This window comes from Streptomyces sp. NPDC050535, from assembly GCF_044457665.1.
In the GTDB taxonomy this organism is placed as follows: Bacteria; Actinomycetota; Actinomycetes; order Streptomycetales; family Streptomycetaceae; genus Streptomyces.
The window spans coordinates 118,932-133,725 of sequence record NZ_JBITHE010000020.1 but is presented as its reverse complement, the minus strand read 5'-3'; the positions used below and the strand labels follow the sequence as shown (position 1 = coordinate 133,725).

The 14,794-nt window shown below is 70.2% G+C and carries 16 protein-coding genes; 4 read left to right on the top strand and 12 right to left on the bottom strand.

All coding sequences use genetic code 11. The features are described 5' to 3' along the window. Positions 1–94 precede the first annotated feature (94 nt). Both ACIBLC_RS33065 and ACIBLC_RS33060 read right to left on the bottom strand, forming a co-directional pair. Positions 95–1,420, bottom strand: a complete 1,326-nt coding sequence (locus ACIBLC_RS33065; protein ID WP_399215036.1) for a PhoH family protein — start codon at positions 1,418–1,420, stop codon at positions 95–97. Positions 1,421–1,730: 310 nt separating this feature from the next. After that, positions 1,731–2,504, bottom strand: a complete 774-nt coding sequence (locus tag ACIBLC_RS33060) for an isoprenyl transferase (RefSeq protein ID WP_399215034.1) — start codon at positions 2,502–2,504, stop codon at positions 1,731–1,733. Positions 2,505–2,657: 153 nt separating this feature from the next. Between ACIBLC_RS33060 and mgrA the strand changes: the two genes are divergently transcribed. The 3 genes from mgrA (at position 2,658) to ACIBLC_RS33045 (ending at position 5,994) form a co-directional block, all read left to right on the top strand. Beyond that, complete coding sequence (gene mgrA / locus ACIBLC_RS33055; protein WP_399215033.1) at positions 2,658–3,698, top strand: L-glyceraldehyde 3-phosphate reductase; 1,041 nt, start codon at positions 2,658–2,660, stop codon at positions 3,696–3,698. A gap of 408 nt (positions 3,699–4,106) precedes the next feature. Beyond that, positions 4,107–4,442, top strand: a complete 336-nt coding sequence (locus tag ACIBLC_RS33050; RefSeq protein WP_399215032.1) for a DUF192 domain-containing protein — start codon at positions 4,107–4,109, stop codon at positions 4,440–4,442. Positions 4,443–4,842: 400 nt separating this feature from the next. Continuing rightward, entirely contained in the window at positions 4,843–5,994 is a 1,152-nt protein-coding gene (locus tag ACIBLC_RS33045) for a winged helix DNA-binding domain-containing protein (RefSeq protein WP_399215031.1), read from the top strand. 398 nt (positions 5,995–6,392) lie between these two features. Here ACIBLC_RS33045 and ACIBLC_RS33040 read toward each other — a convergent pair whose 3' ends face one another. Further along, positions 6,393–7,172 (bottom strand): class I SAM-dependent methyltransferase, encoded by a 780-nt coding sequence (locus ACIBLC_RS33040; protein ID WP_399215030.1) that lies wholly within the window; start codon positions 7,170–7,172, stop codon positions 6,393–6,395. A 207-nt stretch (positions 7,173–7,379) separates the two neighbouring features. Here ACIBLC_RS33040 and ACIBLC_RS33035 point away from each other — a divergent pair, with 207 nt between their 5' ends. Further along, entirely contained in the window at positions 7,380–7,892 is a 513-nt protein-coding gene (locus ACIBLC_RS33035; protein WP_399215029.1) for a DinB family protein, read from the top strand. On the opposite strand, the gene ACIBLC_RS33030 is transcribed toward ACIBLC_RS33035, so the two are convergent. From ACIBLC_RS33030 to ACIBLC_RS32990, 9 genes are all read right to left on the bottom strand, one after another. Continuing rightward, a complete protein-coding gene (locus ACIBLC_RS33030) occupies positions 7,877–8,371 on the bottom strand; it encodes a GNAT family N-acetyltransferase (RefSeq protein WP_399215028.1) in 495 nt (164 codons plus the stop codon). The two genes, ACIBLC_RS33035 and ACIBLC_RS33030, sit on opposite strands and share 16 nt — an antisense overlap. Before the next feature lie 42 nt (positions 8,372–8,413). Continuing rightward, on the bottom strand, positions 8,414–9,286 hold the full coding sequence (locus ACIBLC_RS33025; RefSeq protein WP_399215027.1) for an LLM class flavin-dependent oxidoreductase: 873 nt from the start codon (positions 9,284–9,286) through the stop codon (positions 8,414–8,416). A gap of 64 nt (positions 9,287–9,350) precedes the next feature. Beyond that, the gene (locus ACIBLC_RS33020) at positions 9,351–9,992 is read right to left on the bottom strand and encodes an OmpA family protein (RefSeq protein ID WP_399215026.1); all 642 of its coding nucleotides are present in this window, start codon (positions 9,990–9,992) and stop codon (positions 9,351–9,353) included. A 2-nt stretch (positions 9,993–9,994) separates the two neighbouring features. Then, positions 9,995–10,594: a hypothetical protein gene (locus tag ACIBLC_RS33015; RefSeq protein ID WP_399215025.1), complete on the bottom strand. Its 600-nt coding sequence runs from the start codon at positions 10,592–10,594 to the stop codon at positions 9,995–9,997. A gap of 15 nt (positions 10,595–10,609) precedes the next feature. Beyond that, complete coding sequence (locus ACIBLC_RS33010; protein WP_399215078.1) at positions 10,610–11,203, bottom strand: pilus assembly protein TadG-related protein; 594 nt, start codon at positions 11,201–11,203, stop codon at positions 10,610–10,612. An 11-nt stretch (positions 11,204–11,214) separates the two neighbouring features. Next, a complete protein-coding gene (locus ACIBLC_RS33005; protein ID WP_399215024.1) occupies positions 11,215–11,415 on the bottom strand; it encodes a hypothetical protein in 201 nt (66 codons plus the stop codon). Positions 11,416–11,532: 117 nt separating this feature from the next. Next, entirely contained in the window at positions 11,533–12,267 is a 735-nt protein-coding gene (locus tag ACIBLC_RS33000; RefSeq protein ID WP_399215023.1) for a response regulator, read from the bottom strand. After that, positions 12,260–13,885, bottom strand: coding sequence for an ATP-binding protein (locus ACIBLC_RS32995; RefSeq protein WP_399215022.1), 1,626 nt, complete (start codon positions 13,883–13,885; stop codon positions 12,260–12,262). Before ACIBLC_RS32995 ends, ACIBLC_RS33000 begins: the two co-directional genes overlap by 8 nt. A gap of 5 nt (positions 13,886–13,890) precedes the next feature. Beyond that, positions 13,891–14,787: a DUF5936 domain-containing protein gene (locus ACIBLC_RS32990; protein ID WP_399215021.1), complete on the bottom strand. Its 897-nt coding sequence runs from the start codon at positions 14,785–14,787 to the stop codon at positions 13,891–13,893. Positions 14,788–14,794 lie beyond the last annotated feature (7 nt).

The following is a 14,794-nucleotide window of genomic DNA, read 5'->3' as shown; positions in this document are numbered from 1 at the left end:
GCCGCCCGGCTAAGCTTTTCGCCTTTGCCGGACGGCGCCAACTACCGTGCATCCGCCACCGATTGCCGGAACGGGTCCAGGTGGGTCAGATGGTTCAGATTTGCCCGTCCTCCAGCATTTCGGTCACTAGTGCCGCGATCTGGGACCTCTCGGACCGGTTCAGGGTCACGTGCGCGAAAAGCGGATGGCCCTTCAACTTCTCGACCACGGCGACCACACCGTCGTACCGGCCGACCCGCAGGTTGTCCCGCTGTGCCACGTCATGGGTGAGAACGACCCGTGAATTGGCACCGATTCGGGACAGCACCGTCAGCAGCACATTCCGCTCCAGCGACTGTGCCTCGTCCACGATCACGAAGGCGTCGTGGAGGGAGCGGCCGCGGATGTGGGTGAGCGGCAGGACCTCCAGCATGCCGCGTGCGGTGACCTCTTCGATGACCTCGCGCGAGGTGACGGCCGACAGGGTGTCGAAGACGGCCTGTGCCCACGGGCTCATCTTCTCGGACTCGGAGCCGGGCAGATAGCCGAGCTCCTGCCCGCCCACCGCGTACAGCGGCCGGAAGACCATCACCTTCTGGTGCTGACGCCGCTCCAGGACGGCTTCCAGGCCCGCGCAGAGCGCGAGCGCGGACTTGCCGGTGCCGGCCCGGCCGCCCATCGACACGATCCCGATGTCCGGATCCAGGAGCAGATCGAGCGCGATGCGCTGCTCGGCGCTGCGGCCCTTGATGCCGAAGGCCTCGCGATCACCGCGTACGAGCCGGACGTCGCCCTCGGGCGTGACGCGGCCCAGGGCCTTGCCGCGCTCCGACTGGATCGTCAGGCCCGTGTGCACCGGCAGCTCGGCCGCCTCGGGAACGTAGGCGTGGCCCTCGTCGAAGAGGATGTCCACCTGCTCGCCCGCGAGGGTCAGTTCGGACATTCCGGTCCAGCCGGAGTTGCCCGTGATGGCGAGCTCCGCGCGGTACTCCTCGGCGAGGAGTCCGACGGAGGAGGCCTTGATCCTGAGCGGCAGGTCCTTCGACACGACGGTGACGTCGTAGCCCTCGGCCTGGAGGTTGCGGGCCACCGCGAGGATGCGGGAGTCGTTGTCACCCAGGCGGTAGCCGCTGGGCAGCACGCTGGGGTCCGAGTGATTGAGCTCGACACGAAGCGTCCCTCCGAGATCCCCGATCGGGAGAGGGGCGTCGAGGCGGCCGAACCTCACCCGGAACTCGTCGAGCAGGCGCAGTGCCTGCCTGGCGAAGTAGCCGAGTTCGGGATGGTGCCTCTTGGCCTCCAACTCCGTGACCACGACGATCGGCAGCACTACTTCGTGCTCGTCGAAGCGGTTCAGGGCGTTCGGGTCGGCCAGCAGGACGCTGGTGTCGATAACATAGGTGCGCCGGTCTGGCATACGGCGCTTTGTGCTGGTCACCACGGAAGGACGTACCCCCTCGGATGAGGTCGGGGAGCGACGGAGGAGATCTGGACCGGTCTGCGGCACCGATGCGCGGGCCGAAAACCGGCCCTCCGCTTCGTCCGTACTGACCGCACGGTCGGGCTGGTGCAAAGGGCCTCCCGGGCGGACGGCCCCGTGCCGTCCGCTGAGATCCGACACCCGTGATTCGGGCGTCGACCTGGAAGGGGTATGCCCTCGATCGCGCCGGGCCATGCCAAGAGACATGACGACGCGTTCGTAAACTCCAGATGACGCGTGTCCCGTACGACGTCCTGAGGCGACCTGCGGATCAGCCGCCGTAGCGGCGGTGTCGCGCCGCGTAGTCACGCAGGGCGCGCAGGAAGTCGACCTTGCGGAAGGCCGGCCAGAAGACCTCGCAGAAGTAGTACTCGGAGTGCGCCGTCTGCCACAGCATGAATCCGGACAGCCGCTGCTCGCCACTCGTACGGATCACGAGATCGGGGTCGGGCTGATCGCTGGTGTAGAGGTGCTTGCCGATGCGGTCGATGTCGACGGACTCGGCGATCTCCTCGATGGAGGAGCCCTTCTCGGCGGCTTCGAGGATCATCGAGCGCACGGCGTCGGCGATCTCTTGGCGGCCGCCGTAGCCGATTGCCACGTTGACCAGTATCCCGTCGACGTGCGCCGTGGACTCCTCGGCCTCCTTGAGGGCGTGCTGCATCCGGGTGGGCAGCAGGTCGGGCGTGCCCACGTGGTGGACGCGCCAGCGGCCGTCGGCGGCGAGGGTGCGAACGACGTCCTCGATGATGCCGAGGAGGGGTCCCAGCTCCTCCGGCGGGCGGCTGAAGTTGTCCGTCGACAGCAGCCAGAGAGTGACGACCTCGACGTCCGTCTCGGTGCACCAGCCGAGGAACTCCTCGATCTTCTCGGCCCCCGCGCGGTGACCGTCGACGGCGGTGGAGCCGGCGGCCTTCGCCCAGCGGCGGCTGCCGTCCACGATGACGCCGATGTGCTTGGGCACCTGGTCGTGGTCGAGGTGGCCTTCCACCCTGCGTGCATAGAACCTGACCAGCAGACGGCGCAGGTTGTCGCGCAGGTTCACGTGTTTGTCAGCCCCTCCGTGCAAATGGCGATCCCTCAGGGCCGACACCCTACCCCTGCTGGAATGCTGTGTTCCCTTGGGGTACAGGCCCTCCCGCGACGAAGCGCGGGGCTCTCCCATGAGTCGACTGTGCGCTGACGTAGCTTCGTGTCCATGAACGACACGTCTGTGTACCGCGCGGCGACGGAGCGGTACGACTCGATGGAATTCCGGCGCACGGGCCGCAGCGGACTGAAGCTGCCCGCCGTCTCACTCGGCCTGTGGCACAACTTCGGTGACGACCGCGGCCTCGAATCCCAGCGCGCTATCCTGCGCCACGCCTTCGATCTGGGCGTCACGCACTTCGACCTGGCGAACAACTACGGACCGCCTGCCGGCTCCGCGGAGCTCAACTTCGGCAAGCTGCTGAAGCAGGACTTCGCGCCGTACCGGGACGAGCTGGTCCTGTCGACCAAGGCGGGCTACCAGATGCACCCCGGTCCGTACGGGGAGTGGGGTTCCCGCAAGTACCTGCTGTCCTCGCTTGACGCCTCGCTGAAGCGGATGGGCGTCGAGTACGTGGACATCTTCTACTCGCACCGCTTCGACCCGGACACCCCGCTGGAGGAGACGATGGGCGCGCTCGCGTCCGCGGTCCAGCAGGGCAAGGCGCTGTATGTGGGGGTGTCCTCCTACACCGCCGAGCAGACCGCCGAGGCGGTCGGCATCCTGACCGGCATGGGGGTGCGTCCGCTCATCCACCAGCCCTCGTACTCGATGATCAACCGCTGGACGGAGGACGACTCCCTGCTCGACACGCTGGAGGCGGCCGGCATGGGCTGCATCTCCTTCGCGCCGCTCGCGCAGGGCCTGCTGACGGGCAAGTACCTCAAGGGCATCCCCGAGGGCTCGCGCGCCACCCAGGGCAAGTCGCTCGACCCGGGCCTGGCGGGCGACACGGATGTCGTACGCCGGCTGAACGGGCTGAACGACATCGCGGCCCGCCGCGGCCAGTCCCTCGCCCAGCTCGCGCTCACCTGGGTGCTGCGCGACGAGCGGATGACCTCCGCGCTCATCGGCGCGTCCAGCGTGCGGCAACTCGAGGAGAACCTGGCGGCGCTGTCGGCGCCGAAGCTGACGGGCGAGGAGCTGAAGGAGATCGACACGTTCGCGGTGTCGACGCCGGGGACGAACATCTGGGCCGGTCGGCGCTGAGTCACCGGTACTCCGGGATGCGGAACCGGGGGGCGCACGGGGGCGCCCGTCGGGCGGACCGGGTCCGGGCACAAAAAACGGGCCGGTCCGTGGGGGGGAGACGGACCGGCCCGAGGGGGGGTTTCCACCATAACCCTTCGTAAGTGATGCTGTGTGCATCGGCGTGCCACAACTACTCTCCGCAACCGTCTGGCAACGCCGAGCTGGACGCGGAAGCCCGGATTCAGGGCGTGATGATGGCCGAATCACGGCCGATTCAAAGGGATTCACCGGTGTTCGCGGAGGATTCGGAAAGATCCCGAGGATTTGCACACGGTTGTGCTTTCCTCCGCGACTCACCCGGGCGTACTCCGGGAGAGTGACGCCCGCGGGGAACGTCCGCTTGACGCCACCGCTAACTTCGCAGCCATGGCCACGTTCACCACTCCCGGGACATCCGAGCCGGTGCCACTGGAGTTCGCCGAGTCGGCGCGGGCCCGGCGACGCGGGCTGCTGGGGCGGGACGGCATCGAGGGGGCACTGCTGCTGAGCCCGGCGAGCTCGGTGCACACGCTGGGGATGCGGTTCGCGATCGACGTCGCACACCTGGACCGGGATTTCCGGGTTCTGGCGGTACGGACGATGCGTCCGGGGCGGGTGGGGCTGCCGCGACCGCGGGCCAGGCACGTCCTGGAGGCGGAGGCCGGGGTGATGGAGCGGTGGGGCATACGGCGCGGAGTGCGGGTCGCGGTCCAGTACCGGTGACCCGGCCCTGAGGTCGGCGAAACCACCTCAGGCCGCCCGGAGCAGGGGAACAGGCACCGCGCAGCCCCCTCCACCGCGCGGTGCCACACGCGCAGCTTTGCTCACGCGAATTCCCTTGGCCTGAACTTACGTGAGGCGAACAGACGAGGCGAGGCCGTCCCGGTAACGATGTGGAAACCCCGTGAGTCGTCCGCCACATCTCCGATACACCCGCGCTTCGACGCCTCAGTCGCCGCATGACCGTCGAATGACCGCTGCACGACCGCCGTACGTCCGTCATGCGGACGGACATCTCACGCAGACCGTGTTGCACCGCATGTTTTCGGTCAATCAGATCGGCGGTCGGTTTTCAGGCCCCCAGCGGACAGAATCCGACCTCTTTCGGATCTAGCGTCGCCCCATGACTGTGAAGATCACATGGACCGGGGCGAGCGCGCGGCGGCTGGAACGGCAGTCCCTGATCGTGCCCGCGGCGGCCGGCACCCCTGTCGCCGAGGTGGTCGGCGCGATGCTCGGCGCCCACGCGCAGGTGCTGTCGGCGGCCGAGGTGTCGGTGGGCGTGCGCACGGACGGGGTGACGCGGGCGGACGTACGGGCGGCGCTGTGGGAGGACCGGTCGCTGGTGAAGACGTACGGCCCCCGCGGGACCCTGCATCTGCTTCCCGCCGCCGAACTTCCTATGTGGAGCGCCGCGTTGGGGGCGATTCCGACCGGAGCGGGCCCGTTCGCGAGCGACGTACGGCTCAGCGGGGCGCGAGCGGACGAGGTGGTCGCGGCGATCGGGGACGCGCTGGACGGGGCCTGCCTGACCATCGACGAGCTGAGCGACGCGGTCGTGGCACGCACCGGGCCGTGGGCCGGGGATCTGGTGATGCCCGCGTTCCAGACCATGTGGCCGCGCTGGCGTCAGGTGATGCACCGGGCCGGGCAGCGGGGTGCGCTGTCCTTCGGGCCGAACCGGGGCCGCAAGGTGACGTACACGCGGCCGCCGCGCTTCGAACCGCTCCCGGCGGACGCGGCGCTCGGCACGCTCGTACGGCGCTATCTGCGCGCGTACGGACCGGCGACGCCGGCGCACTTCGCCAAGTGGCTGGCTGCGCCGCGGGGTTGGGCCAGGGAACTGTTCGCCTCGGCCGCTTCGGCCGGTGAGATCGACGAGGTCGAGTTCGCGGGCGGACCGGCCTGGGTGGCGGCCGGCGACACCGGCTTCCCCGCCGGGCCCGTGCGGGGGGTGCGGCTGCTCCCGTACTTCGACGCCTACGCCATCGCCGCCCAGCCGCGCGAGACGCTGTTCCCCGGGACGGCGTACGAGCGAGCCCTCGCGGGCGGTCAGGCCGGCAACTACCCGGTGCTCCTGGTCGACGGCGTGGTCGCCGGCGTCTGGCACCAGCGGCGCCAGGGGCGGCGCACGACGGTCACGGTGGAGCCACTGGGGCGGCTGACGGCGGCACAGACACGGGAGTTGGCGGCGCAGGTGTCTCGGGTCGGCGAAGTGCTGGAGGCGAAGGCGGAGTTGGTGATCGGGGAGGTGACGGCGGGGGCGCATGCGTGAGGGCTCGCGCGACTACTCGGTCCCTTCGTCGGCCGCCGGCTCGGCCGCCCGAGTGGGCTGTGCCGGGATCTGGGCTCGCCTGTCCGAGTGGGCAGGGTCGGTATTCGGGCTCGCGGGGGCGGGCGAGTTGGGTCGGCTTTCGGGCGGCTCGCTGGTCCAAGCGTGCCGGCGGCGGGATCGCGGACCCAGGTGGGCCGTGTCAGCTCTGCGGGCTCGCCGGTCCAGGGGCGGGGTGTGGCGGCTTTCGGGAACCGCGTGCAGGCGGGGTGAGTCTGTCTGCGGGTTCGCGGGGCCGGGTGGGTTGAGTCGCCCCGTGGGCCGCGGGTCAAAGTGGGCCTTGTCGGTTCCCCGGGATCGCGGGGCCGGGCGGGACCTGTCGGGTCTGCGGGCTCGCCGGTCTAGGCGGAGTGTGGCGGCTTTCGGGTTTCGATCAGGAAGCGGGTGCTGTGGGCTGTGAACGGGCCCTCGGTTTCGATGCGTTCGTGGAGGGCGCGGAGTTGGGGGAGGTACTGGTCGACGGTGAAGCCGGGGACCATCCAGATCACCTTGCGCAGGAAGTGGACGACGGCTCCGACGTCGTGGAACTCGATGCGCAGGCGCTCCGAGCGGAGGTCCACGACGTCGAGCCCGGCGGCCTCGGCGGCGGCGAGCGCCCGGTCGGGATGGCGGCCGTTCCTGACCTCGTCCGGTTGCGGGCCGACGAAGTACTCCACGAGCTCGAAGACGCTCGCCGGGCCGACCTGTTGGGAGAAGTAGGTGCCGCCGGGGCGCAGGACACGTGCGATCTCGTCCCAGTACGTGTGGACGGGATGCCGGCTGACGACCAGGTCGAAGGCCTGGGCCGCGAAGGGCAGCGGGGCGTCCTCCGGGGAGGCGACGACGACGGCGCCGCGCGGATGGAGGAGGGCGGTGGCCTTGGCGACGTTCGGCGGCCAGCCCTCGGTGGCGACGGTGAGCGGCGGCAGCTCCGGGGCGGAGGCGAGGACTTCGCCGCCCCCGGTCTGGACGTCGAGGGCGGCGGACGCCCGCGCGAGCCGCTCCCCCATGGCGCGCGCGTACCCCCAGGAGGGCCGCTCCTCGGTGGCCCGGCCCTCGAACCAGGAGAAGTCCCAGCCGTCGACGGACGCGGCCTCGGCCTCGGCGACCAGGGCTTCGAAGGTACGGCGGGCGGTGGTCATGTAAGGATCCTCCCCCGGGTGCGGGAGGGACGCGAGGGAATTTCTCCCTGCCGGGGGATGCCGAGCGGTGCCGACGGTCATGGCCGAGGCCGGGCGATCATGGCCGACGCCGGGCGCCGGTGGGCGTTGTCCGGCCTTGTCGCAGGCCGCGCCCACCATTCCGGCTCCGACCACCACGACATCGGTGGCCGCTGTTACGTTCCGGGCATGACGACGAATCCAGGGGCCGTCCGGGTGCCGTACACCGGTGGCGAGAAGGAGAGCCTGCACGCGAGCCTCAACCGACACCGGGACGCCGTGCTGTGGAAGCTGGAGGGCCTCGACGACGAGCGGCTACGGCGGCCGATGACCCCGTCCGGGACCAGTCTGCTGGGCCTGGTGAAGCATCTGGGGTCCGTCGAGTACGGCTGGTTCCGCACGACCTTCGGGTACGGGACCGAGCCGTTGTGGTTCGACCCGTTCGCCGGGGAGGACATGAGCGCCGACCAGGGCGAGACGACCGCGGAGATCGTCGACTTCTACGGCCGCGCCCGCACCGCCGCCGACGACACGATCGCCGAGCGGTCACTGGACGACCTGGGCACGTCCTGGAGCGGCGCGACGGTGTCGCTGCGGTGGGTCCTCATCCGGATGGTCGAGGAGACCGCCCGGCACGCGGGGCACATGGACATCGTGCGGGAGCTGCTCGACGGGACGGCGGGGGATCACCGGCCCGGCTGACTCCCCTCCGCGTGGAGGACGAGCAGGGGATGCTCGTCCTCACCGGGGCGGACCGTCTCGCTGAGCCGGAAGCCGTGTCTCTCCAGCAGGCGTACCGAGGCGGTGTTGCCGACGAAGGGATCGGCGTACAGCGGACGGGTCTTCTCCAACTGGAGGAAGAGCCCCAGGGACCGGGTGCCGATGCCCCGGCCCCAGTACTGACGGCCGAACCAGTAGCCCACGAAGCGCTGCCGGTCCCTCTCGTCCTGCCGGCCCGCCCACCACGCGACGATGCTGCCGGCCGTTTCGCCGCCGACGGTGACCGCCTGGACGAGGGCGGTGCTGTCGCCGAGGACGTTCGTGGCCCAGTGAGTCATGAACGTCTCCCGGTCCCGGGAGGGGAATCTCGCCCTCCGCACCGCCTCCGGGTCGAGCTGCTGCTCGTAGAACAGCTCCAGGTCGGTGTCCCGTACGTCCCTGATCCGCACCTCGTCGCTCATGCCGAGCAGTGTCGCACCGGGCACTGACAATCGGGCCGGCCTTCAGGGGACCAGCGGTCGCACCTCGTCGGCCACGAACCGCACGAACCCCTCGGGATCGGGTTCGTCGGCGGTCGGCTGGAGGATCACGGTGTCGGCGCCGGCGTCCGCGAGGCGCTGGACGGCCTTGGCGACCGCGTCCGCGTCACCGGCGACTCCGTGCTCGGGCAGCGCCGCCTCTCCGCCGGCCTCGATCTCGGCGCGCAGACGGGCGTCGGCGTCCGCGCCGGTGGCCGCGTGCAGGTAGACGACCACTCGGTGGTCATCGGTCCGCTGGGCCCGCGCCCGCCCCTCGTCGATGAGCAGGCGTGCCCGCCGTACCCCTTCGGGTGCGGTGGCGGCGGTGAGGATGGTGCCGTCCGCCGCCTCACCGGAGAGCCGGAGCGTACGGGGTCCGGTGGCGCCGGTGAGAACCTCCGGCACCGCGGTCGGCGGCCAGTCGAGGGCGACGCCGTCGAGCTTCACGTACCGCCCGTCCGCGCTGACCCGCTCCCCGCGCAGCAGCGCGCGCAACGCGTCGAGGTACTCGTGCAGGAGGGTCACCGGGGACTCGGCCCGCGCCCCGACCTGTCCCATCCAGTCCTGTACGCCGTGGCCGACGCCCAGAATCGCGCGGCCCGGGAACAGCCTGTGCAGGGTGGCGGCCTCCATCGCGGTGACGGCCACGTTGCGCAGGGGGACGGGGAGCAGGCCCACGCCGACCCGCAGCCGGTCGGTCCAGGCGAGCGCGGCCGCCGCCGCCGAGATGCCCCCTTCGAGGAAACAGTCCTCCCACAGCCAGAGTTCCTCAAGGCCCGCCTCGTCCGCCGCGCGCGCCACGGCACGCAGACGTTCGGGGGGCAGTTGAGGCCGGAACACCGCACCGAGTCCAGTCATAGGGCCTTCTTACCTGCGGTTGTCGCCGCGGACAACCGCTTTGCCCGCCCGGTCGCCGTGTCGGTCAGCTCTGGTCGCCGGCCGATACGCGCGGGAACGTGACCTCCACGCGGCGGTTCTTGCGGCGGCCCTGCTCCGAGGTGTTGTCCGCGATCGGGTAGTCCTCGCTGTAGCCGCGGACCTCGAAGGTCACGTCCATCGAGCCGAGGAAGGAGGCCAGTTGGTCGTGGACCATCTCGGCACGGTTCTTGGAGAGGGTGAGGCCGTGGCCGTACGAGCCGAGGTTGTCGGTGAAGCCGAAGACCCGGACGGTCGTCGCCTTCTGGGCCTCGATCTCGTCCGCGATCGCCTGGATACGGGAACGGGCCTCGGGGTTCAGTTTCGAACTGTCCTTGGGGAACAGGACCTCCGCCTGCAGCGCGAAGCTCACGTCCGAGTTCGTGTCCTCCCGCCGTTCCTCACCGCCGAGGTCCTCCACGACCGACTTGATGTCCAGCACCTTGGCGGGAGCCAGCGTCCCGCCGTCGGCGAGCTTCAACCCCGGGCTGTTGGGGTCCACTTCGGGAGGCGGCGAGGTGGTGACACTGCCCGGCGGAGCACTCGGGTCCCCTTCGTCGGCGTCCGCCGGGGTCCCGGTGAGGCTCAGCGTGGCCAGTACGACGAGAGCGGTGAACGTCGTCGCGACGGTGCGGGGTGGGAGGGCCATGGTTATTCGCCCTCGGTGAGTTGGATGGAGGCGGGGGGCATTCCGCCGACCTGGAAGGCGACCTCGGTGGTGTCCGAGGGAGGCGCCGGGAACTGGGCGAACCACTGGGTGGTCGCGCCCTGTTGGACGCCACCGGTGAACTGTGTGCACAGGCAGCGGCCGGAGGTGTCCCGGAGGATGAGGTACTTTTTCTTGCCTTTCTGGTCGATGAGGACGGCGCCCGCGATCGAGGCTCCGTTCTTCGACAATTCCCTCTCGTCACCGCGCCAGTTCCCCGCGATCCAGATACCGTCCGTGTTGTTCGTGACCGACCCCTCGACGGTCACGAAGCCTCCCTCGTCGCGCACGGCGGATGTGACGGCGAGTGTCAGGCCGTTCTCCCCCTTGACCTCGGCGAGTACCGTGTCCGCTGTTTCCGTCGACTCGTTTTCGCCGTCCCCGGTGCTCTTGCTGGGAGCCGACGAGGATTGGGAGGACGAGGTGCCCTTGTCGGACTGACCGTCGTCGCTCCCGCCGCAACCGGCCACCGTGAGGAGCAGCCCAGTCGCGATCGCCACCGCGCTCAGCGCCCTGCGGCCCTTCATGGTGTGCCGAAAGTCCATCGGTACAGCTTCCTCTCACTCGGCCAGTCGCACAGCGAACAGCACGGACGCGTCCGGGAGGTCGATCGGATCGAAATCTCCGGGATCGATGTCCACGATCTCGCCGTCACAATCCAGTTCGACGGGATTCGCGGGATCCGCGTCCAGATCGAAATCGCACCGCGGTTTGATGACGGCTGTGGCGTGGGCGCTGGCCTGCATACCCTCCGTGCCGGGAATGATCGAGTCACCGACCGTGTAGTTGGTCTGGATGTCCGCCCGGAACCCGGGAAAGCCGTTCAGCGTGACGAACTCCAGGCCCTGAACGGTCGAGTCGTTCGCGGCGGCCAGCGTTTGAGCCGCCCCCGCGGCACCCGCACCCGCGGGGTCGAGGTCGCCGTCGAGCCAGTCGAGCCAGTCGTCCTCCTGGCCGATGGCAACGCCCAGTTGGTCCACTATCTCGTCCCGCGCGTCCTGGGCGGCTGCCAACGCCGCAGCGTCCGCCGCGGACTGGGCACCATTGCGGGCGGACGCCGCTTGGGCGAACACGAAGAAGGCAAACGCGGCGAAAAGCAGAATCGCGGTCAGCCAGATGTAGATGGGAAGAGTCTGACCTCTGTCGTCCGGCAGCTGTACGGAGCTCAGCCGCCGATGACGTCGTTGACCGCGTTGAGTATCGCGGTCGAGATCAGGTTGTCCAGCCCGAGGCTGTCGACCAGCGTGAAGATCCCCGCGATGATGATCAGCAGGCCCGCATACTCCACGAACCCCGCCCCGGCATCCCGCCGCTCGTCCCGCATCCGGGAGACAACGGTCCGCGTCCACGCCTCGAACCTGCTCATCGTCACTGCCCTCCCAGGCGACGCCACAACTGCCAACCCGAGCACCGTACGTGAGAATCCGCCTACTGCGAGTGGGCCCGGGGGCCCAACTTCCGTGTAACGGCGGCTGTCGTGGGGTCACCCGGTCCACCCCTCCCGCGCCGTACCCAGCCAGTGGGCGATCGCTTCGCTGCGCGAAGAACTGTGCAGCTTTGCGAAGATGCGGTTGATGTGGTTCTTGACCGTCTTCTCGCTGATGAAGCAGGTGGCGGCGATCTGGCGGTTGCTCATGCCGGATGAGATGAGGTCCATTACCTCCACCTCCCTTGAACTCAGGCCGAAGGCGGGCTGATTGGGGGCGCGACGGCGGAGTCCCGTCGCGTGCGTGAGTCGAGCCTTTGACGACTGTGCCACAAAGGGTTGCAGATGCGAAGAGTTTTTGTTCGGTTCGTACGAAACACCGAGTGATTTCGTGAAAGTGGGTTGGGCGTACCTCAAGTTCCGTACGGCTGTGACCAGTTCGACGGCAGTGAACTCGCCATGGACCAGATAGCCGGTCGCGCCGCGGCGCATGGCCTCGGCCACGACCTCGGGTTCACGGCTGTACGTCAGCATCATCACGGGAGCGAGACGGGTCAGGCCGGGCAGAGCGGTCAGGCCGTCGGTGCCGGGCATGCGGACGTCGAGGAGCACGAGGTCCGGGGCGAGCCGGGCGGCGAGGGCGAGGGCCTCGTCGCCGTCGGCCGCCGCCCCCACGACCTCGATGTCCGGGTGGCCGCCGAGCAGCGCGGTGAGGCCGGCCCGGACGACCGGGTTGTCGTCGGCCACGAGTACACGAAGGGGCGGCGGGCCGGGAATTGCCTGGTCAGGCATGTGCGGCCTCCTGTCTGGGGGGTGTGGGGGCGCCGGGCGTGCCGGGGACGGCGACGGGGAGCGTCACGGCTACCTCCGCGCCTCCCTGTGGGGATGGGCCCAGCTGGATGCGGGCGTTCAGGGTCGCGGCCCGTTCCGTCATGCCCAGCAGGCCGAAATGGCCGGTTTTCGCCGCGTCCTGGAGCGTGGCGGCGGCGGGAAGGCCTCGTCCGTCGTCCTGGACGCGGATCGTGAGGTCGGTGTCGGAGGCTTCCAGCTCGATGGTGACGCGCTTCGCGTCCGCGTGGCGGTGGGTGTTCTCCAGTGCCTCGGAGACGATCGCCAGGACGTGGTGGGCCGTGGTGTCGGGGAGGGACGGGCAGCGCCCGCCCTTGTGGTTCAGGGATGTTCTGATCCGGGTGTGCGACTCGAAGTCCGCTGTGCGGACGGCGAGTTCGGTGACGAGGTCCGTGTGGTGGCGCAGGTCCGACAGGAGTGCGCGGGACTCCGCCGCCGCTCTGCGCGCCGCGTCCGCCACTGTCGTCGCCTGGCCCTTGAGCGCCTTCAGTGCCTTGGCCTCCGAGACATCCGGACCGTCCGGTCCCGCCGGTCCCGCCGGCCCCTCCGACCCCGCCGACGCGTCCGCCGACGCCGCCAGCGCCTCCGCGGCGAGGGCCAGCCCGTGCAGGGTCTTCGCGACCGAGTCGTGCATCTCGCGTGCGAGGCGGGCCCGTTCGGATTCCACGGCCTCCGCCACGGCCAGCCGGGAGGTCGCCTCGGACAGTGCCTGACTGGCCGTACCGAAGCGGAACATCAGGTTGCGGAGGGTGACTCCGATGATGCCGGCGCCGATGCAGAAGCCCGCGATGAGAAGGGTGTTGGCACCCGCTCCGGCGTGGTGTGCCCAGGCCCGGTACACGGTGAGCAGGACGATGAGTTGCAGGCCCGTGAAGACTCCCGAGCCGCGCCAGCCGTACAGGAGGCCCGCCAGGAGCGGGGTGCAGACCGTCGCGTAGGCGAGGGGGGAGGCCGGGGACGCGGTCAGGAGCAGGATCGCGCCGAAGCTAAGGTCCACGGCCATGAGGGTGGGGTGGGCGAGGAGGCGGGGGCCGAAGCGGTCCCAGTCGCGCAGCATGGCGTACGAGCACATGACGCCGAGGACCGCCGCGGCCAGTACGGCGTAACGGGGCGGGCCGTCCGCCGTGTTGGCCATCGCCACGGGCGCGCCGATCGCGATGGCCACGAGGCGTACGGCGAAGGCCTGGCGGCAGAGAGCCTGCAGGGCGTTCAGCTGGAGGCGGATGCTGCCGGGAGGCGGGGCGTCGTCCGCCAGATAACCGGCGCCCGTGCCCTTGGGCCAGCCCGTGCCCGCCCCCGCATCCCGCTGCCCGGCACCCTCGCAACCGGCGCCCCCGGACCCGGCACCCTCGTACCCGGCGCCCCCGGACCCGGCACCCTCGTACCCGGCGCCCCCGGACCCGGCACCCTCGTACCCGGCGCCCTCGCAACCGGCGCCCCCGGACCCGGCGTCCTCGCGCCTGACGCCCCGGGGCCCGGCGCCCTCGTACCCGCCGCCCTCACCCTCGACGTCCGGGTGACGGCGTCTGGCGCCCACGGTCCACAGTCGCGTCAGCCTCATGGTCATCATCGGCCCAGAATCGATCCGAAGTCGGTCCCCGACCCCAGGAACATGCCCGTCGCGATCAGGATCATCGTGGCCGGGAGCATGAAGACGAGGGTGACCATCGTCGCCTTGGGGATGGTCTTCGCGGCGCGGCGGCGGGCGTTCTGGGCGTCGGTCCGCCGCATGTCGTTGGCGAGCTGGATGAGGGTGTCGGCGATCGGTGAGCCGAGTTCCTCGCCCTGCTGCAACGCCGAGACGAACTGGGCGACCTGCTCCGAGGAGTTGCGCCTGCGCAGTTCGTCGAAGGCCTGGCGGCGGCTGACGCCGACGTCCATCTGCCGGAGTGTGATGCGCAGTTCGTCCGCCCAGGGTCCCTCGTACTTCTCGGCGACGCGGTCCAGGGCCTGGCGGAAGCCGAGGCCCGCCGAGACGACGACCGCGAGGACGTCGAGGAAGTCGGGGAGGGTGCGGTCGATGACCTCCTTGCGCTCGCGGACGGCCTGCCAGATCAGGCCGTCGGCGGCGGTCAGGCCGAAGGCCAGGGTCAGTGCGGCGAAGAGGAGTTGGCCGTTGGAGAGGAAGACGAGGGCGAGTACGACGCCGAAGATGCCGTACACCGCCCGGCGGGCCGCGTAGCGGTTGAGGGTCAGGCCGCCGGGGTTGCCCGCCATGTCGATGCGGCGGCGTTTGGCGTCGACGCGGCGCGGGCCCATCAGGCGCAGGACCGAGGGGGCGAAGCGCATGCCGAGGCGGTCGACGGCCGAGTCCGCCTTGGAGACGCGGGTCGCGCCGACCTCCAGGGCGAGTACGAGGTCGGAGGGCAGTTTGGCGTCGGCCCGGATCATGCGGATGCCCAGCAGGACGCCCGCGATCGAGGCGGCCATGACGAGGGCGAGCAGCAGCGGCGGCAACGTCATCCCTCCC